This is a genomic window from Latilactobacillus sakei subsp. sakei DSM 20017 = JCM 1157 (assembly GCF_002370355.1).
GTDB classification, from domain to species: domain Bacteria; phylum Bacillota; class Bacilli; order Lactobacillales; family Lactobacillaceae; genus Latilactobacillus; species Latilactobacillus sakei.
Map to the genome: position 1 here is coordinate 49,664 of NZ_AP017929.1, position 20,037 is coordinate 69,700.

At 42.6% G+C, this 20,037-nt stretch carries 18 protein-coding genes and 1 pseudogene; 7 read left to right on the top strand and 12 right to left on the bottom strand.

Translation table 11 applies throughout. The annotated features are described in order from the left end of the window. Positions 1-67: 67 nt before the first annotated feature. Together LEUCM_RS00385 and LEUCM_RS00390 are read left to right on the top strand one after the other, a co-directional pair. On the top strand, positions 68-1,543 hold the full coding sequence (locus LEUCM_RS00385; protein WP_016264681.1) for an MDR family MFS transporter: 1,476 nt from the start codon (positions 68-70) through the stop codon (positions 1,541-1,543). Further along, a complete protein-coding gene (locus tag LEUCM_RS00390; protein ID WP_016264680.1) occupies positions 1,540-2,244 on the top strand; it encodes a DUF4811 domain-containing protein in 705 nt (234 codons plus the stop codon). Before LEUCM_RS00385 ends, LEUCM_RS00390 begins: the two co-directional genes overlap by 4 nt. Positions 2,245-2,449: 205 nt before the next feature. Here LEUCM_RS00390 and LEUCM_RS00395 read toward each other — a convergent pair whose 3' ends face one another. Next, positions 2,450-3,157, bottom strand: a complete 708-nt coding sequence (locus tag LEUCM_RS00395) for a glucosamine-6-phosphate deaminase (RefSeq protein WP_011374126.1) — start codon at positions 3,155-3,157, stop codon at positions 2,450-2,452. Between the two features lie 283 nt (positions 3,158-3,440). Here LEUCM_RS00395 and LEUCM_RS00400 point away from each other — a divergent pair, with 283 nt between their 5' ends. After that, positions 3,441-5,996, top strand: coding sequence for a transglycosylase domain-containing protein (locus LEUCM_RS00400; protein ID WP_035147028.1), 2,556 nt, complete (start codon positions 3,441-3,443; stop codon positions 5,994-5,996). Between the two features lie 47 nt (positions 5,997-6,043). On the opposite strand, the gene ccpA is transcribed toward LEUCM_RS00400, so the two are convergent. Continuing rightward, positions 6,044-7,045, bottom strand: a complete 1,002-nt coding sequence (gene ccpA, locus LEUCM_RS00405) for a catabolite control protein A (RefSeq protein ID WP_016264677.1) — start codon at positions 7,043-7,045, stop codon at positions 6,044-6,046. 216 nt (positions 7,046-7,261) lie between these two features. Between ccpA and LEUCM_RS00410 the strand changes: the two genes are divergently transcribed. Then, positions 7,262-8,359 carry a M24 family metallopeptidase gene (locus LEUCM_RS00410; protein WP_016264676.1) on the top strand — a complete coding sequence of 366 codons (1,098 nt, stop codon included), beginning with the start codon at positions 7,262-7,264 and terminating at the stop codon, positions 8,357-8,359. 593 nt (positions 8,360-8,952) lie between these two features. Here the strand turns inward: LEUCM_RS00410 and LEUCM_RS00415 are convergent. Together LEUCM_RS00415 and LEUCM_RS00420 are read right to left on the bottom strand one after the other, a co-directional pair. Further along, on the bottom strand, positions 8,953-9,390 hold the full coding sequence (locus LEUCM_RS00415; protein WP_016264675.1) for a YtxH domain-containing protein: 438 nt from the start codon (positions 9,388-9,390) through the stop codon (positions 8,953-8,955). 5 nt (positions 9,391-9,395) lie between these two features. Beyond that, a complete protein-coding gene (locus LEUCM_RS00420; protein WP_016264674.1) occupies positions 9,396-9,830 on the bottom strand; it encodes a DUF948 domain-containing protein in 435 nt (144 codons plus the stop codon). Positions 9,831-9,987: 157 nt separating this feature from the next. Here LEUCM_RS00420 and LEUCM_RS00425 point away from each other — a divergent pair, with 157 nt between their 5' ends. Together LEUCM_RS00425 and LEUCM_RS00430 are read left to right on the top strand one after the other, a co-directional pair. Next, positions 9,988-10,875: a mechanosensitive ion channel family protein gene (locus LEUCM_RS00425; protein ID WP_011374119.1), complete on the top strand. Its 888-nt coding sequence runs from the start codon at positions 9,988-9,990 to the stop codon at positions 10,873-10,875. A gap of 24 nt (positions 10,876-10,899) precedes the next feature. Next, complete coding sequence (locus LEUCM_RS00430; RefSeq protein WP_016264673.1) at positions 10,900-11,796, top strand: DUF368 domain-containing protein; 897 nt, start codon at positions 10,900-10,902, stop codon at positions 11,794-11,796. 305 nt (positions 11,797-12,101) lie between these two features. Here LEUCM_RS00430 and cbpB read toward each other — a convergent pair whose 3' ends face one another. From cbpB to murI, 4 genes are all read right to left on the bottom strand, one after another. Then, on the bottom strand, positions 12,102-12,587 hold the full coding sequence (gene cbpB / locus LEUCM_RS00435; RefSeq protein WP_016264672.1) for a cyclic-di-AMP-binding protein CbpB: 486 nt from the start codon (positions 12,585-12,587) through the stop codon (positions 12,102-12,104). A gap of 97 nt (positions 12,588-12,684) precedes the next feature. Then, entirely contained in the window at positions 12,685-13,206 is a 522-nt protein-coding gene (locus LEUCM_RS00440; protein WP_011374116.1) for a metallophosphoesterase family protein, read from the bottom strand. An 11-nt stretch (positions 13,207-13,217) separates the two neighbouring features. Continuing rightward, positions 13,218-14,450: an XTP/dITP diphosphatase gene (locus tag LEUCM_RS00445; protein WP_056936464.1), complete on the bottom strand. Its 1,233-nt coding sequence runs from the start codon at positions 14,448-14,450 to the stop codon at positions 13,218-13,220. After that, positions 14,431-15,255, bottom strand: coding sequence for a glutamate racemase (murI, locus tag LEUCM_RS00450; RefSeq protein ID WP_011374114.1), 825 nt, complete (start codon positions 15,253-15,255; stop codon positions 14,431-14,433). The genes LEUCM_RS00445 and murI overlap by 20 nt, the downstream gene beginning before the upstream one ends. A 164-nt stretch (positions 15,256-15,419) precedes the next feature. Here murI and LEUCM_RS00455 point away from each other — a divergent pair, with 164 nt between their 5' ends. Next, the gene (locus tag LEUCM_RS00455) at positions 15,420-16,064 is read left to right on the top strand and encodes a YslB family protein (RefSeq protein WP_016264670.1); all 645 of its coding nucleotides are present in this window, start codon (positions 15,420-15,422) and stop codon (positions 16,062-16,064) included. Positions 16,065-16,121: 57 nt separating this feature from the next. On the opposite strand, the gene LEUCM_RS00460 is transcribed toward LEUCM_RS00455, so the two are convergent. The 4 genes and pseudogenes from LEUCM_RS00460 to LEUCM_RS00475 all read right to left on the bottom strand — a co-directional run bounded on the left by LEUCM_RS00460 (position 16,122) and on the right by LEUCM_RS00475 (position 19,899). Then, positions 16,122-17,099, bottom strand: a complete 978-nt coding sequence (locus tag LEUCM_RS00460) for an NAD(P)/FAD-dependent oxidoreductase (protein ID WP_016264669.1) — start codon at positions 17,097-17,099, stop codon at positions 16,122-16,124. A 16-nt stretch (positions 17,100-17,115) separates the two neighbouring features. After that, a complete protein-coding gene (locus LEUCM_RS00465) occupies positions 17,116-18,117 on the bottom strand; it encodes a FecCD family ABC transporter permease (protein ID WP_016264668.1) in 1,002 nt (333 codons plus the stop codon). After that, positions 18,114-19,136 (bottom strand): annotated as a pseudogene (locus LEUCM_RS00470) (FecCD family ABC transporter permease). The gene LEUCM_RS00465 and the pseudogene LEUCM_RS00470 overlap by 4 nt, the downstream one beginning before the upstream one ends. After that, complete coding sequence (locus LEUCM_RS00475) at positions 19,111-19,899, bottom strand: ABC transporter ATP-binding protein (RefSeq protein ID WP_056936465.1); 789 nt, start codon at positions 19,897-19,899, stop codon at positions 19,111-19,113. Before LEUCM_RS00475 ends, LEUCM_RS00470 begins: the two are co-directional and overlap by 26 nt. Between the last annotated feature and the right edge of the window lie 138 nt (positions 19,900-20,037).

The window sequence follows — 20,037 nt, forward strand, 5'->3', positions numbered from 1 at the left end:
TGACAAAGGCTAAAAATGCGACTAAACTAATAAATCGCATCAACAAAACGTAAAGGAGATTTTTATCTTGTCAGACTCTAGACCATTAGATATTCATGGGAAACCATACAACCGGACAGTCTTAGTCTTGGTCTTATTGATTGGTACTTTTTGTACTGTCTTAAACCAGACGATTTTATCAACTGCTTTCCCCACATTAATGAAAGCATTTGACGTGTCCACTTCAGCCGTTCAATGGCTCACAACCGGTTTCTTGCTAGTCAACGGGATTATGATCCCCATTAGTGCTTGGTTAATTAACCGATTCAACTCAAAGGTCCTCTACATGTCAGCAATGACTGTCTTTTTACTTGGGACCATTATTTGTTACATCGCACCAACGAGCTCATTTGCAACTTTATTAATCGGCCGTCTTATTCAAGCCGCCGGTGTTGGGATTTCAATGCCCATCTTGCAAACCATTATGCTCACGATTTTCCCACCTGAAAAACGGGGCACAGCCATGGGGATGGCCGGGATCGTTATCGGTCTTGCACCTGCCTTAGGACCTACTCTTTCAGGTTGGATTATTGATTCATACAACTGGCGGGTCTTATTCGGAATGATTATTCCAATCGTCCTACTCGTCTTAGTGCTAGCGAGCTTCCAAATGAAGAGCGTTATCCAACTTTCGAAACCTAAAATCGATATTCCTTCTATTATTTTATCAACCGTCGGCTTTGGTAGTTTACTCTATGGCTTCTCTGAAGTTGGAGATAAAGGTTGGGGCGACATGCTTGTCCTCGCTACCTTGGCAGTCGGCGTCATCGTAATTGCCCTCTTTGTTTGGCGTCAACTCACAATGGAAAATCCATTCTTGGAACTACGCGTCTTCAAATCACCCGTTTTCACAATTGCCGCTATTTTAAGTGGTGTGACAAACATGGCGATGGTCGGTGCCGAAATGGTCTTACCATTATATATTCAAAATATTCGTGGCGAATCTGCCTTCCATTCTGGCTTAACCTTATTAGCTGGTTCCCTCATGATGGGAATTATGATGCCAATTACGGGTCGTATTTTTGATAAGTACGGCGCAAAACGTTTGGCCATGACCGGGATGTTCTTATTAATGGCTGCTACTGCACCATTTATCTTTTTAACTGCTAAGACACCAATCATCTACATCGTCGTTTTATATGCCGTTCGGATGTTTGGGATTTCAATGGTCATGATGCCTGTTACAACTTCTGGGATGAATGCTTTACCAATGAACTTAATCAGTCATGGGACAGCGGTTAATAATACTTTCCGGCAAGTTGCCAGCTCAATCGGGACAGCCATCTTAATCAGTGTGCTTTCAAGTGTTACCAAAAACAATATGCCAAGCACACACATGGTCAAGACCTTACCATTGGCCTTCCGTGATAAAATGATTAATGCAACCCTTTCAGGTTATCACGCCGCCTTTATCGTCGCCGTGATTTTCTGTGTGATCGGCTTCATTATCACATTCTTCCTCTCCTCTAAGAAATCAACTACTAATGGAGGTGCCAAAGCATGATCGTTATTACACTCATTATTAGTACACTTGCGTTATTCTTTGCTTCAATCTTCGGTCAAAAAATGTGGCGCCCAATTTTAATGACCATTTTCGGTCTCACTTTTATCGCGTCACTCTTTTTCATCGTTCAAAATGATCACAATCATTATGGCATGAAAACTGTGACCGAAACTAAGACACAAACCCTTGTTTCAAGTGCCGATGCTAAGGGCATGTCAATGTTGCTCTATCACCCACTTGGCAATGGTACCGAAAAAGTTTACCTTTATCGGACTGATATCCACCAAAGTAAACCTAAAGCAACCCAAACTGAAAAGACAACCAACAGTGTTCAAAAGAATGCTGATAAGGCTGCCTTAGTAACCACTACCAAATACCGTGTGTATAAAAATGACATGGCTAAATTCTGGTTTGGTATTTCTGGCAATGACCACGAATTCGTGAGCCGCCACAATACCTTCAAAGTTGCTAAGGGCTGGCTCGTTTTAAGCGACGCTCAAGCTAAACAACTCGCTAAAACATTAAAGAGTCAACAAGCACAACTCAAAGCGGGCGCAACTAACGCCGGTAAACAAGCTGTGATGGCAGCCATGCAAGCTAATCCAGCAATGACTGCAACGCAACGACAAGCAGTTGCTAAAAATGCAGCGATGGCCTATCAACAAGCCGCAATGGCAAAAGTGATGGCAACGTTGAAATAATAGCATTACAAAAAGCCCCCACATCTTGATTGGATGTGGGGGCTTATTTTTTTTGGAAACGCGCTTCCTGTCGCAGCACTCTTATTCTTAAACATGCTCCTTCAGGCATACTCTTCCGGTTAGTTACACATCGCAAACGATCGCCTTTGGCGCTCATTCACGATATGCCACTAATCCTCAGAGTATAACCGCCTGCTGTCGCACTCTATTTTGATAACAAGCTTGCTGCTGCTTCGTCCACGATGATTGTCACGTCGTCGTGTAGTTGTAAAGCACTTGCTGGAACGTCTGTTGTTTGTGGGCCTTCTACTGTGCCTTTGATGGCTTCAGCTTTTGATTCGCCGTATGCGAACAAGACGATCTTCTTAGCCTTTAAGATTGAGCCAATGCCCATTGAGATTGCTTTTGTTGGTACATCTGCTTCGTTTTCGAAGAAACGAGCGTTAGCCTTAATTGTTGATTCTGTCAATTGCACTTCTTGTGTGTTGCTGTCAAAAGCAGCACCTGGTTCGTTAAAACCGATGTGACCATTTTGGCCGATACCAAGAATTTGGATGTCTACTGGGTTATCGGCAATGACTTGGTCATAACGTTTTAATTCAGCAGGAATATCACTTGCCAAACCGTTTGGTAAGTATGATTTTGCAAATGGTTTCTTATTAAATAGGTTTTCTTTCATGAAGTAGTGGTAACTTTGGCTGTTATCAGCTGATAAACCAACATATTCATCCAAGTTAACTGATGTACAGTTTGTGAAGTCTAGGTCACTTGCAACAACTGTTTCGTAGAATTTGATTGGTGAACTACCAGTTGCCAAACCGAATACTTTCGCGTCGTTTGCTAAACCTTCTTTGAAGATTTCAAAGCCTTTTTGGCCGCCTTCTACTTGATCTTTTACTTTAATAATTTTCATCGTGATAGTCTCCTCATAATTTAGAATTCAAAGAACCATTGGTATAGTCCAATTATAAAGCAGGCCCCTTTCATTTGCAAGCATTTTAAATTTAATTCTGTGTCTAAATATTGGTATACCTACCAGTTAGCGTTTCCACTACCGTGCTAATTAGCTATCAATTATTGATTGGTCTGGCGATTTCATATTTTTCATTTACCTTACAAATTTAAATACAGGTATAATATTCAGAAAAACTATTATATAATATTGGACAGTATGAGAAAAAAGGTGGCGTTATTATTTGAAAGATTCAAAGCAGCGTTCCAGCCAACGGCAAAAGCACGCATCAGCCCTCATCTCTAAAGGGCGTCGCAAAGTCAATACGCTATTTTCCAAGATTAAAACGAAATTATCACATTCAATGCCTTGGCTTAACAATTGGTTTAAACATCAAGACAAAGACCAAAATCGAACATTTGTCGATCAATTTAGTGCCAAACCCCTCACTTTTAAGCTTAATGTCTTTTTAGAAGCACTTAAAAGTTTAATCCTCTACGGCATTTCAATCGGTTTGATTATGTTTGCCTTAGGTCTTGGGATTGGTGCCGGCTACTTTGCCGCATTGATGAAGGATGAACCGGTCCCAAGTTATCAAGTGCTTAAACAACAACTTGATAACACTGATCAAGCGGCCGGTCTTTACTTTGCCAAGAACACAAAATTCGGCGCAATTAAGACTGATCTCTCGCGGACACCCGTCAGCATCAATGAAATGTCGCCTTATCTAACCGATGCGATTGTCGCAACTGAAGATGAAGACTTCTATAAACATCAAGGGGTCGTTCCAAAGGCCCTCTTACGAGCTGTCATCTCTGATTTAACCGGCTTTGGTTCTCAAACCGGTGGTTCGACTTTAACACAACAGTTAATTAAGATGCAGGTCTTAACGTCTCAAGTAACCTTCAAACGGAAAGCGACTGAAGTCTTACTTGCTTTACGTGTCGATAAATACTTCACGAAAAAGGAAATCTTACAAGACTACCTCAACATTGCAACCCTAGGTCGAAATAATAAAGGCCAAAACGTTGCTGGTGTACAAGAAGCCGCTCAAGGGTTATTCGGTAAAGATGCCAAGAACTTGTCTTTAGCCGAAGCCGCCTATATTGCCGGTCTTCCGCAGAGCCCTTCCGTCTATACACCATATGACCAAGATGGTACCTTGAAAGATCCTGAATACTTGAAATACGGACTAGACCGTAAGAATACCGTTTTATTCCGGATGTATCGTGATGACCGCATTACCAAAGCAGAATACAAAGCTGCTAAGAAAGTCGATTTAACGAGTGAATTCCAAGCTAAAGCAGAACCTGAATCAACTTCTAAGCGTTATGGTTACGTTTATAACCTTTTGGAATCACAAGCAACCGACATCATGACGAAACAACTCGCTAATGAAGCTAATGTTTCGACTGAAAAGCTTAATAGTAGCCCAACGCTCTACAAACAATATGAAACAAAGGCAACTGAACTCCTAAGTACTAAGGGCTATCAAATCCATAGTACAATTGACAAAGATATCTATGATTCAATGCAAGAAATCGTCAAACAAGAAGGCAGTTCTTTTGGACCAACCTATCAAGATGCAACGACCGATCCAATTACTGGTTTGCAATCAGTGGGCGACACACCGGTTCAAAACGGGAGTGTCTTACTTGATAACCAGACTGGTAAAGTCATTTCATTTGTTGGGGGTCGCGACTTCTCCCTCAAACAAACTAACTACATGTTAACCAAACGATCACCGGGTTCAACCATTAAACCACTCTTGGTTTATGGTCCAGCGATTGATCAAAAACTAATCGGTTCTAAAACGATGTTGGCTGACTTTAAAACTAACTTCAAAACTTATGCGCCAACCGATTACGGTAACACCATCCAAAACAAGTTCATCCCTGCGGATAAGGCTTTAGCGCAATCCCTCAATATCCCAACCGTTAACTTATACAATAAGTTACGTAAAACGACTAACCCTGCGACCTATATGGATAAGATGGGGATTCACCTTTCTGATGATGAATATAGTCAATTGGGACTTGCCTTAGGGGGAACCAAAGATGGGATTAGCGTGCTCGCCCAAGCAAGTGCCTTTACAACATTTGCCGATGAAGGCCAACACGTTGATGCTTACGTGATCGATAAGATTACTGACCCTGCTGGTAATATCATTTATAAACATCACACTAAGAAAACACAAGTCTTCTCGAAGGCGACAAGTTACATCATGAACCAAATGTTATCAGGTGTTTTAACGGATACGGATGGGACCGCAACACAATTGAGCGATCAACTCTACTTCAACACTAATAACCTAGTTGGTAAAACCGGGACTAATAATGATAACCGGGATGTTTGGTTTATCGGTAGCACGCCAGGGATTACCCTAGCTTCTTGGATGGGCTATGACAGTACCGGTCGTAACTTAACCGATAGTTCTAGCACGATTAATCAAAACTATTGGGCTAAGTTAGCCAATAGCGTCTATCAAAATGATCCAAGTATCATGAAGCTTGAAGAAGATCATGAAAAACCAAGTACCGTTACAAGTAGCAAAGTTGTTAAAGCAACTGGTCAACTGCCAGGTATTGTTTCTATTAATGGTAATACGCGAACCGTTGACAGTGGTAAGGTCACTTCGCTTTACAATAATTGGACACCAGAAGCAACGCAATACGAATTCGGAATTGGTGGCACAAGCAGCAATTACGAAACCTTCTGGAATCATTATATGGGTTATAATAACGGCTACGGTACAATTACGTACGGTGAAACAAAAGCTAGTCAATCAGAATCAGAGTAAAAAATAAGCGGTGATTACATAATCTGTAATCACCGCTTGTTTTTGTTTTATTTAGTTGATTGACGATCAACAATACTATATGGCAATAGGATTGTCTTATCATCGATTTCTTCTTTGTTCATCATCTTCGTTAACAGACGCATCCCAACAGCACCCATATCATATAAAGGTTGTGAGATTGATGTCATCTTAGGACGAACCATTTCAGTTAACTTCGTGTTATTACTTGTCACAATTTCAAAGTCAGTTGGAATATTAACCCCTGCATCAACAGCAGCATTTAAAACACCTACGGCTAATTCATCGTCACTGACAACAGCAGCAGTTGCGCCAGTTGCTTGAACCTTACCGAATAAGGCTTCACCAGCACTGTAACTGTATTCTGTTTCGAAAATTAAGCTTTCGTCATAAGGAATACCAGCTTCGTTCAAGGCATCTTTATAGCCACGTAAACGATATTTGCTGTTGATTGGAAAATCTAAGTTGCCACAGATGAAGGCGACTTTTTCGTTACCGTTCTTGATTAACTTCAAAGTTGCGTCCTTAACGGCTGCAACGTAGTCAATATTAACACTACCGACTTGTTCGTCTGGATCGATTGAACCAGCTAATACGATTGGTGTCTTAGAACGGGCGAATTCAGCACGGATTGCATCTGAGATACTGTGACCCATGTAGATTAAACCATCTACTTGTTTTGCCAATAAGGTATTCAATACTTGAACTTCCTTTTGGTTGTTTTCATCTGAGTTCGCTAAAATGATGTTGTACTTGTACATTGTGGCAACATCATCAATCCCGCGTGCTAATGAAGCAAAGTAGATATCACTAACGTCTGGGATAATAACCCCAACAGTTGTTGTTTTCTTACTTGCCAAACCACGAGCAACAGCGTTAGGACGATAGTCTAAACGGTCGATCACTTCAAGCACTTTCTTGCGAGTGGCAGGCTTAACGTTGGGGTTCCCGTTAACAACCCGTGAGACAGTCGCCATTGATACGTCAGCTTCACGCGCAACGTCGTAAATTGTAATTGTTTGTTTTTCCATTTTAAAATGATTCCTTTCATTCGCAAAATAAAATATATTGTATTTTCATTTGTTTTCATTTCACTTCTTGATTAATTTAACAGATATTTAAGGCAAATGCAAGCGGTTTACATCATTTTTGTGAAATTTTCATTTTTGTTTTCATTTGCAGTTTACATTAACGTTTACATTTTCTGTGCTATACTGTGATTATCAACTGTAAAGGAAGTGCTTTAGATGAATAATCAATTAGCCCAATTACAAAATTGGCTTGTCGAGAATAATATGGATGTGGCTTACATTAGTAATCCAACGAACATCCTCTATTTCACTGGTTTTGAAAGTGATCCTGCAGAACGGGTTTTAGCCCTCTTTGTTTTTGCAGATCAGGACCCATTCCTATTTACACCACAACTAGAAGTTGAATCTGCTAAGAAGGCTGGCTGGAAACTTGATGTTTATGGTTACCTTGATCATGAAGATCCATATGCCATCATCGCAGATCAAATCAAGAAACGGATGGCCAACCCAACACGTTGGGCTCTTGAAAAAGACGACCTTCCCGTTCAACGTTATGAAGCAATTCTAAAGCAATTCCCTAACGCAACATTCCCTGGTGATGCATCACGCTTCATGGAAAACTTAAAATTAATCAAAACACCTGAAGAAATTGCTTTAATGGAAGCAGCCGGCCGCGAAGCTGACTACGCCTTTGAAGTTGGTTTCAACGCTTTAAAAGCTGGCAAAACAGAACAAGACATCGTTGCTGAAATCGAATATGCTTTAATGCGTAAAGGCGTTATGCATATGAGTTTCGATACAATTGTACAATCAGGCATCAACGCTGCTAACCCACATGGTGGCCCAGAAGCTAATATCTTAACACCTGATGCATTAGTGCTCTTTGATCTTGGGACATTACACAAAGGTTATATGAGTGATGCGACACGGACTGTTGCTTTTGGTAAACCAGATGCTAAGTCACTTGAAATCCACAAAGTTTGTCTTGAAGCAAACTTAGCTGCACAAGATGCTGTTAAACCCGGCATTACAGCTGCTGAATTAGATAAGATTGCCCGCGACGTGATTACGAAGGCCGGTTATGGCGAATACTTTATTCACCGTTTAGGTCATGGGATTGGGACTTCAGAACACGAATTCCCATCAATCATGGAAGGTAACGACATGATTATCAAACCAGGCATGTGCTTCTCAATCGAACCAGGGATTTACATCCCAGGTGTTGCCGGTGTCCGGATTGAAGACTGTGTCCACGTTACAGAAACAGGCGCAGAATCATTCACACACATGACAAAAGAACTACAAACATTCTAAGAGTGCGTCATTAACGGGGAGCTTTTGAGCATTTGCCTAGTGTTGTGAATGAACGGCTCTGCCGGTCGTTTTGCAATACGTAGCAAAGCACAGAAAGCTGTTAATGAAAGCACGTTTCGGATAAAGTGCGTAAGCAAGCGGTTATATTTTGAGGACTAGCCTAGTCTGGTGAATGACCAACTCGTTGGTCGTTTAACGGACGTAGCTAGCCGCAGAAATATGCCTGCTGAAGCACGTTTCAAGTAAGAGTGCTGATTCGAACGAATTGGCTTTGAGGATTAACTTAAAAACGCGGATTATGACGCTCTTGGTCATGATTCGCGTTTTTTGTTAACCGGAAAAGGCAGTTCGAAGAAGCACGTTTCAAATAAGAGTGCCCTTAATTGCGTCTAGCAACTAAGCATTAATACAAAATGAGCCATAATCTTGGTTTTAAGATTATGGCTCATTTTAGATTAAGCGGAAGTTGTTGCAATTAATGGCACGTTTCAGATAGAGTACTGTGCCAAACGGGTAACTTCTACGAAAGGTGTTACAATCACCCCTCCAAATTAAAAAGCCCTCACAATCAGTGAGGGCTTTTTAACAATCCTTTATTCACCTAATGAATCTGGTGCCATCTTTTCTTCTGCTTCATCTTTGGCTTGGCCAAAAGCACTCTTGCCTTCAATGACGATATCATCAAAATCTTCAGCAGCTGGTTCTAAGCTACTACCGAATTGTGATTTTAAGTCTGCCGTCTTTTCATCAAATTGCGCTTTAGCTTGTTCTTTGATATCCAATGCATTTTCTTGCCAATCACTCGCATAATCATGCACACGGTTCATATGGAACTTTGCTTCTCCTTTAAGATCAGCAGCCGTTTCGTTCATCAAGTAATAATAGTCTTGTGCGCGATCAATGGCATCTTCGCCCAAGTCCACTAATTTATTTTGTAATTCTTTACCCGTTTTAGGTGTTAATAAAAGTGTGGCACCAATTGCTGCTGCACCGCCCACTAAAACACCGAATAAAAAGCCTTTTTTTGCCATGTGAATTACTCCTTGTCTTTTGTTTGTCGTCTATTTTGATAGAATCTAAGGGCACTGGCCCCCATTTTAGAAGCAACTGTTGCTTTGGCGGTCGTGCGACCGACACTTGTTACTTTTTCAGTCAAACCGCGACTGGCAGCATTCAAACTTGAAACACTCTCGCCTAATTCGCCGGCTGCACGGAAAACTGGATCTAAATCTGCTACTTTACCGTTGACATCGTCTAGTAAAACATTCGTTTTGTTCAACAGACCTTCAACTTGTCTTGAAAGGACATCTACATCATTCGTAATTGTTGTCACGCTCTTATTGGCTTCGGTGACTGTCTCGGAAACACGCGTTAAAACCTTAGTGACTTTTAATAACATCACTATTAGAAAAACAACCAAAACTGCAAAAGCCCCTGCAGCGATTAATGCTGCAATTTGACCACCCGTCATCAATTTGTTCCTCCTATTTCGTCGTCTATTATCTTGTTTCTCAGTCTCTAGGATAGCATTATTCGGTACAACCTTCAAATAATCATACTATATTAGATGTCATTTTTTTAAACATTTGCTAAACTAGAATTATGCACTTTTAAAGGAGTTTGTCAGCATGTTCTTTCAATCACTAACCACCACACCCGTCGAGTCGGTTCAAAAGCAAACCAATATCTTTATGCGCTATATAACCAGCATCGATTGGGATCACCTCTTAGGCCTCTTCATCACTGGCTTTTTTCAAATCATTTTAATTTCACTACTTTTTTACTTGCTTAGTCGCATTGGGCGTTTTATTATCAAACGGGCCTTTCGCAAATATCGCGAAGCAGATGGTTTTTCCAACAATCGAATGAATACCATCTATACCCTGATGACCAACGCTTTAGCTTATCTGCTAATTTTCTTTTACCTTTATGCACTGCTCAGCATTATCGGCGTTCCAGTCGGGACATTAATTGCCGGTGCTGGGATCTTCAGTTTAGCCGTTGGTCTTGGTGCCCAAGGATTTGTCAACGATATTGTCACTGGCTTTTTCATCCTTGCCGAACAACAATTTGACGTTGGCAATACCGTCCGAATTGGAACGATTGAAGGTACCGTTACAGCGATTGGCTTGCGAACCACACAAGTGCAAAGCTACGATGGCACGCTCAATTTCATCCCCAACCGTAACATCTCAATCGTCAGCAATCTCTCCCGTAATAATATGCGAGTGCTGATTAATATTCGCATCAACCCCGATACGGATATCGAACAGCTCGCAACGATTGTTAAGCAAGTTAACACCGAATTAGTCCCCCGCCATCCTGAGATCAAAGACGGCCCCACATTACTGGGGGTTTCAACCTTAACGGACGGCACACTCGCTTATCAAGTGGTGATGCACACGCTTAACGGCGAACAAGCAACGACGCAACGCTTATTTTTACAGGGTTACTTGCAGGCAATTAACGCTGCTGGTATCACCCTTCCCACCAGTTCATTGACTTTAACCAACTAAATTATCCGCCAAAGGAGCACTCTTATGCCACTAATTAATGCACTCAAAGGCGCCCTAATCGGTGTCGCACTCGTTATTCCTGGTTTATCTGGTAGTATCTTTGCCGTCATCGTTGGTTTATATGAACCATTATTAAAGGCCATCGCGCAGTTCAAACAAGATTGGCGCCAAGCAATTGGCTTTTTATGGCCAATCGGTATTGGCGCGGGCATCGGTGTATTATTATCGACCAAAGTTATTTTATGGTTATGCACCGCTTATCCACTGGCCGCTTATAGTTTCTTCATCGGCCTCGTTTTAGGTAGCTTACCGTTCATCTGGCGCAAGCTTAAAAAGCTAAACTGGCAGCAAGTCTTAATTGCCATTGCCTGTGGTGGCTTGATGTTATTGATTACCAAAATTGGTGGTCATCAAAACGAATCTGACATTGCCATCAAACAACTAACGTCCCTCCAAGATTTCGGGATGTTAACCTTTACCGGCTTTTTCTCCGTTTCATTGATGGTGATTCCCGGTGTTTCGGGTTCGATCATGTTAATGATTATCAAACAATATGGTACCGTCTATCACGCCGTTAGCCAATTACTCGATTTGCTCGTTTATCTCGTTACCGGCCGCTTTGAACAGGCAGGCGAGGCTTTCAAAAGTGTCGCCCTCCTCTTGCCATTTATGCTAGGCGCTGTGATTGGGACCGTGATTGTCGCTAAAATCATGCATTACTTACTCGCTCACTATGCCCAATATGTTTATGCTGGCGTTTTAGGCGTGATCCTAGCAGCCATCTGGATCCTAGCTGAAACAGGCGTTGTACCCGCTTGGCCGGCCGTGGGTGGTTTAACCGCACTACTAGGGCCAATCGCATTAATTGCCGTGATGCTCGTCTTAGGAGCCATTGCAACGATTTACTTCGATCGCGCCTAAAGAGTGCGTTTGAAACGCTTTGACTTTGAGCATTAGCACAGCTCGGTGAATAACTGCTGCAAGCAGTTGTTTGACGAGTAACGCTAAGCGCAGAAAGATACTGACAAAAGCACGTTTAAAATCAGAGTGCGTTTGAAACGCTTTGGCTTTGAGCATTAGCACAGCTCGGTGAATAACTGCTGCAAGCAGTTGTTTGACGAGTGACGCTAAGCGCAGAAGGCAGTTTCAAAAAGCATATTTTAGCCATCAAAAAAAGCGTTACGACTGACTTTTGCCGCAACGCTTTTTTAATGCGCTAAAATAAACTAATCTTGTTGTTTCTCTATTGGTAAAGCCTCAATCTTATATTCTTTTTCAATATTATGGGCTACCCGGTTAAAACTCTTCATCATCTCGCGCCGAGTCACAATCCCTGTGAATTCGCCGTCGTCTGATAATACCGGTAAGTACGGATGATCAACCAACAAATGAAGTGTTTCTTCGATATCGTATGGATCTTTAATTGTCACGACATCCTTTTGCATCACATCTTGAACGGTCATTTTACGGAGGTTATCGAAACTCAAGTGATCGAGTCCTAACATCGTCTCTGTGATCAGTGGCATGGTTAGCATCCCTTTAAACTTCGAATGATTATCGAGCACCGGAATACTTGAATATTTAACAGTTGTTAAGAGAATAAACGCATGTTCTAACGAGTTATTTTCCTGAACGCTAGCGACCATTTCACCAGGAATTAAAAAATGTTCTTTGTTTTCGAGTAATAAATTCTGAAACGCATCTGAAATCATGCAGTGTCCTCCTTCTGATTACCTACGTTTAATATTGTACCAAACCACTAACTAAAAAGACTATCCACAGCGTCTAAACTTTGGATAGTCTTTAACTTTAAGCTCTTTTAAATTTAAATTGGAGTTGTGGTACTTTTTCAAAATGGCGGTCATAATATTGGACTTGATAGTCAGTCGCCGTGATATCCACAACAGCATAGGTGCCACCTAAGGGTTGGAATTGGCCCCGCGGTTGCGAAATACTGCCTGGATTTAATACCAAGAGCCCTTGGTGCATTTCACAGGCTAACTGATGTGTGTGTCCGTAAAAAGCCAATTGCGCGCCTTCTGCTTGAGCCGCTAACATCAACCGCGTTAAATCAAAATTAACACCGTACAAATGACCATGCGTTAAAAAAGCCTTTTGCGCCCCAACTGGCACCACCACTTGTTCTGGGAAGTGGCCATTAAAATCCATGTTGCCTTGCACAACCGTCATTTGTTGAAATAATGAATCGGTCGTCGTTAATTCGGAATCGCCACAATGTAAGAAAGTGACTACTTCGTCCTTATAATGCGCAACCAATTGCACCAAAATATCCCGATCGCCATGACTATCACTGACTACTACTAACCGCATCTTAATCCCTCCTATTTTGCCAACCAATCACGCCAAAGTGGTTCTAAATTTTCAATCGCTTTTGCACGATGGCTAATCGCATTTTTCTCGGCCATCGATAATTCGGCCATTGATTTATCTAGTTCTGGTACGTAGAACAACGGATCGTAACCAAAGCCGTTATCGCCACGGGGAATTCCTAGAATCCGACCGTTAACACTACCTTCAACCACTAAATCATCGTTAGGTCGATCTGGTTTCGCAAACACTAACGTTGTATGGAAATGGGCTGTCCGTTTTTCAGCAGGGACGCCCGTTAATTCGTATAATAACTTGGCATTATTGCCGGCATCGTTATGATCACCCGCAAAACGTGCTGAATAAATGCCAGGACGACCATCTAAGGCATCGACCATTAAGCCTGAATCATCTGCCAAAACGGGGAGCTGTAAAATAGCAGCAATCTGATCAGCCTTTAAACGAGCGTTTTCTTCAAAGGTTTGACCGGTTTCATTAATTTCTGGTAATTCAGGGTAATCCAATAACGTTTTAATTTGGATCCCCTCTTTTTCAAACATCGCATGGAATTCTTGGGCCTTGCCCGGGTTTTTAGTGGCAATCACAATTGTTGGCATCTCAGAGTGCTCCTTTTGAATGATTGGGTGGACAGCTTGTTGATAACTCGCTTGAATCTGTTCAGCAGTCCGTGTACCGCCTTGGCTAGCGACCAATAACAATTCGTTTAACTGACTGCTATTAACCGCCGTTGCGCCTTGTAATGTCATCGCTAAAACTTGTTCTTGATTATCAGTCACGACTAACAATGTGCTATCAGCAACCGCTTCTTCCGTGTCACTGGCATCAACTAAGGTTTCGTTACCGGTCAGAATAGCCGTAACGGCTGCTGCACGATTAGGTAAGAATTGTTCAGGTAATAATTGCAAGGCCCCAAAAACGGCATTGCTAGCTTCTGCTAGTAAACTACCACCGTCTTCTAAAACCGTCACTGACACCAGTAACCCCGTCTTTTCCAGAGCGGGCGCTAACAAAGTGGTTAGCGTCTGTTGTAACCAGTCACTTTGCACTTGCGTCAAGCCACTGCCAATTAGCGTGACTTTCTTAGTTGCTTGCTCAGTGACAGCTGCCAATACTTTGGTTGTCCCGCGTTGCCATAAGACAGAAGCGGGTTGTTTCGTCAGATAATGCCACTGTACTTTGACAGGGCGTACATCATTTGCTGCTCGATTATCGGTCCGGACCATCATTTTTCTCCTTTTGAATATCAACTTGTTGTGCTGTTAAATCTGGTTGGGCAAGCCATTGTTGCGCAATCTCTTCAAAAGCGGCGACAGAGCCTGTTGTGTACATCCGTAGCGTGCCTGGCGTGGTTGTCGCCAATTGTTGTTGTTGCGTCAAGACTTCTTCTAACATCGTAATCGCTTGGACTGCTGGGTTAACCAACGTCACGTCAGGCCCCACTGCCGTTTGAATGGCGGTCGTCAATAATGGAAAATGCGTACAGCCTAAAACAAGCGTATCAATCTCACTTTTTTGTAAAGGTTGTAAAATCTGATTGACGATGGTTTGCACTGCTTGACCGTGTCGTTGGTTGGCTTCAATCATCGTCACAAACTGCGGTGCTGCTAATCCGGTCACTTGCACATCAGGATTAAGGGCTGCCATTTGTTGACTGTAAGCCGCACTTTGAATCGTGCCAGTTGTTGCAATCACCCCGACACGTCGATTATGCGTCGTTTGTAGGGCCGCAATACTACCTGGTTTGATAACCCCAATCACCGGAATCGCCAATTGGGCTTGTAAGTCAGGTAAGGCCGCAGCGGTTGCTGTATTACAGGCAATCACTAGCGCCTTAATCTCTTGATGGCGTAAGAAATTAGCCATCTGCCAAGCAAATTCGCGTACTGTGGCAGCCGGCTTTTCGCCGTAAGGTAATCGTGCTTGATCACCAATAAACACCATGTCTTCATTTGGGAGGCGTTTGCGGGCTTCTTTGACTAGCGTCAAACCGCCAACACCGGAATCCATAAAACCAATTGGTTGTTTCTTCATAGTAGTCTTTCTCTTTTCATCACAAAATGCATTCGTAAACTCTATTTTCTCTTTTTTTTACCTAAAATTCAACCGACTACCCTTTAAATACTAAAAAATAATCTGATTTCGCGGTATAATACAACTATCTTAATTAAAAAATGTTATTAAAAAGGAGCACCGTCGTGACTCAATCACTTTATACACAACTCACAGATACCCCTCAAACCGCTACTTACCTAGCCCAAGCCACGCTCCGCGATATCTTATTACCGCTTATTTTAGGTGATGAAACTGAAGGCATTAGTTATTGGGCTGGTAAGCAATTAGCTACTAAATTTCCGTTGGAATCAATTGCGGATCTCAGTCAATTCTTCGAACAAATTAACTTTGGCCAATTATCGCTTAAAAAGCAAAAGAAAAACCAATACTTTTTTGAACTCACTGGTCCGATTATCACTAAGCGACTAGCCGATTTCAAAACACCCGACTTCCAACTCGAAGCCGGTTTTATGGCCCAAACCCTTGAGCAACAATTACAAGTCACTGCTGAAGCTAAGGCAACCGTTGAAAATAAAAAACGAGTTACTATTTTTGTTCAAACGGATACAAATGATCCGATTGAAATTCCGCTTGAAACAGAAGCAATGGTGACCATGCAGACACCTGAAGTCACACCAATTGCCCCCACGGAACCAGCAGAACCAGTGACACCGGTCGCTACTGAACCAACACCTGAACCGGAACATGAACCGGTCGCTAAAGCTTCCTTTAGTAGTGTGGCTAATCTCCCTAGCCGTCAAGAATTACACCGCCGTAAAAAACATTAAATATGTTCAAAAGGACCTGATGCCAAGTTTGCATCAGGTCCTTTTTTGTTATCACATCTATCGTAATCGTTCTTGCCAATAGGCTTTTGTATCCGCCTGGAAAACTGGATTATGCGTCGTGACCATCGGCGTTTTAGCCGTTGGTTTAAGTTGGGCAACAATCTCAGTTACCGCCGTAATCCCATCTTGAAAAGCACTTGTTAACAGGCTAATCCCAGCACGATCCGGAATTTGATTACCAATCACCCAAATATCTGGGCGTTCTTCAATCTGTTCTGCGCTTAACTGCCACTGATCAATCGTCTGTAATGACCGGCGGTAGCCAAGACTGACCACGGCTTGATCAAATGTGATTTGCGTTTGATCCGCCAACGTGATGCTCGTCACTTGTTGATCCACCTGTTGATAACTTGCAAAAGGCTGGCAGTAATAGTCAATCTGTGGATAAGCGGTTAAGAACGCTTTTTCAGCTGCTTCATCCACAAAGGGGCGCTTGGTCGTTAACCACACCACTGATTTAGCAGTCACTAACAAATGCGGCGCCAATTCCATCAAGTTATACCCAGGGCCAATTAAGACCACCCGTTGATCCCGATAATCCTCAGGGTTGGCTGGTGCATAATGGACGTTTTCAAAAGTTTGTTCCTCAAACAACCGTAATTGTTTAGGGCGAACTACGCCACCACCCATCGCTAAGATCAAGGTTTGACTATAATACCGATCATCCGGCGTGTCAATTTGATAATAATGTTGGTCGGCTAGATATTTGACGTCTGTCACTAAGGTTTGAGTGCGCAAAGGTGTGTCATAAAAAGCGGCCTGCGCTGTTAGATTCTGAATTAAATCCTGGCCCGTAATGTTGGGCATCCCGCCAATATCGTGAATCACACGCTCCGCATAAGTGGCAACCTTGCCGCCAAATTGTTGATCCCCTTCCAATAATTGGCCGTTTAAACCGTATAAACCAGCTTGAAAAGCAGCATACAAACCAGCTGGGCCACCACCAATAATCGTTGTCTCGTAAATGTTAGTCATTGCGGTCATACTCCTCTCATTTCGTTTTGATTAGTAAGTAAATAAAGTAAGGGGCACCGATTAAGGCCACGATAATGCCGGCCGGTATTTCGGCAGTAGGGCTCAATAGCTTGCCACAAGTATCGGCAACTAATAAAAAGCAACTGCCCAAAAGTCCCGTTAATAGTAATTGATAGCGGTGCTGATACCCGATAATTCTGCGGGCAATATGCGGTGTAATCAACCCAATAAAGCCAATCCCACCACTAATTGAAACACTAGCACCCGCCAAGATCACCGCAGCGCCAATCAAGTACAACCGTTGCTTTTGAAAATCAACTCCCAATGAACGCATGTTATCAGGTTTTAAAACAAAGGCATCCAAGGTTTGACTCTTACTGAAAATATAAGGCAATGTTAATAACAACCATGGCAACAGCGCCCAGATAAATGGCCAGCTGCTCCCCCAGATACTCCCCGCTAGCCAAGTCATCACAAATTGATAATTATCAGGGGATAACTTCAAGGTCAATAAGACCATTAATGCAGAAAAACAGGTCGAAACCGCGACTCCGGTTAGTAATAGGCGATTGGCCGTAATCCCCACCGACTTTTGATACGCGCCGATCACGATTACTACAGCGCTGACTAACGCCCCAATCAAAGCTAATACCGGTAATATAAAAATCTGACTACCTTGATCGGCGGCAAATGTAATAAATAATAAAACCGCAATTCCCGCACCCGAATTAATTCCTAAAAAGCCGGTGTCTGCCAATGGATTTTGCGTCGTACTCTGTAATACTTCACCCGCAATCGCTAACGCAAAGCCCACTAAGATTGCAATAATAATCCGTGGCATCCGAAAATCAACTAAGATTAACGCATCTTGCGCTTGACCCTGACCAATCAATAATTGGCCGATTGCTTGTGGACCAATCGCTAATTGGCCTGTTTGTAAGCTAATCAAGGTCGTTGCAATTAACAAAGCCACCAACCCGACGAGCCAACGCCGATAACGTTTTGTCGTCATATTCATGCTTGACTCGCCCCTTTTCTCGCTAGATAAATGAAGAACGGCACGCCAATTAAGGCAATCATAATGCCAAAGGGAATCTCTTGTGGCGGATTAATCGTCCGCGAAATCAAATCCGCTGCCACAACCAGACTGGCCCCTAATAATAACGTGACTGGCATCACCTTACGCACATCGTAACCGACTAGATACCGCGTAATGTGTGGGACCATCAAGCCGACAAAAGCGACAGATCCAACTAAGGCCACTGAAATACCCGCTAAAATAATGACACAGATAAAGCCCAATAACCGCACGACACTCGTCTTGCGGCCCAAACTTAATACAAGTTCATCACCTAGTTGTAATAAACGTAGTTGCGGTGCCAAACAGAGACTTGCAATCAGGCCGCCAATCAACCATGGTCCTAGTTGTGTTAATTGCGCCCAAGTAATCGCCGCGACGCCCCCAAAATGCCAAAACGCTAAATCCCGTTTAAGCTAGGTCATTAAAGAAAGGCCTTCGCTTAAAGCAACCAGACAGCTACTAATCGCCATCCCGGCTAAAACTACCGTCGCCGTTTTCTGCGTCTTTTTAGCCATACTAATTGCTAAGATTAAACAGGCTGACAATGCGGCCCCGATTAAGGCAAAAATAGCAGTTTGTTGCGGTGTCGCTTTAGGTAACACGATAAAGCTGATTGTTAACATGAACCCAGCACCTGCATTAATACCTAATAAGCCAGAATCGGCTAATGGATTTTGCGTTAGTTCCTGCATAATCAGGCCACTACCCGCCAAACTAGCGCCTATTAAAGCGGCGCCTAAAATCCGTGGTAACCGAATTTCATGAATCACGGCTTGTTGTAATTGACTTGCGTGATAATCAAAAACCGCATGATAGACCGTCTTCATCGTTGCTTGCGCCGCACCATAGCGAATGCTGACAACCATCAAAATGGCTAACAGAATCAAACTAATCACTAAAGAAAAGCCGAATTTTTTATTCATCATGATCCTATTCCCCTTCTGACCAGCGATCATAAGTTAGGATTAAGGGACGCTGATCATGTTCAATTAACGTCGCATCAATATTAAAGATACGTCGTAAATTATCACGCGTCATGACCTCATTGACTGTCCCACTGGCCTGTAATTGACCATTCTTTAGGGCAATCAACTGATCTGAAAAACGGGCCGCATGGTTTAAATCATGCAACGCCATGATAATGGTGCGGCCTTCAATCTGATTTAATTCCTGAATTAATAACATAATTTCTAGTTGGTGGGTCAAATCTAAATAAGTGGTTGGTTCATCCAATATTAAAATATCTGTGTCTTGCGCCAAAGCCATCGCAATCCAAGCACGTTGGCGTTGCCCGCCTGACAAGGTACTCAAGAAACGGTCTCTAAATTGATTAAGCCCCGTTCGTTCAATTGCCCACTCGATTTTTTCTTTATCGACCGCTGACAAAGGTCTGAATTGTTGCCGGTAAGGCAGCCGTCCAAACGATACTAAATCAAAGACAGACAAATCGGTCGTTAATTCCCCAACTTGCGGTAATAACGCCATTTCTTGGGCCATCTCTTTAGGCGTCTTAGTCGCTAGCGCCTGATCTGCCAACAGAACCGTTCCTGAAGACGGTTTCAACAAATGGGCTAACGTCCGTATCAAAGTTGACTTACCACTCCCGTTAGGTCCGATCGAGGTTGTAATCTGCCCTTGAGGAATTTGAATTGATAAATCCTGAATAATTAAGCGTCGATTATAACCGACACTGACCTGTTGTGTTTCTAAAATTGCCATAATTCCGCTCACCTTTCGCCCGATTAACGGCTCTTACATATTATAAGAAAACATTTCTCAGATAACAATCTTATATGAGAAAACAATATCAAAATTCCGAAACAACTTGACAGTTACACTATAAACATTCGATAATGA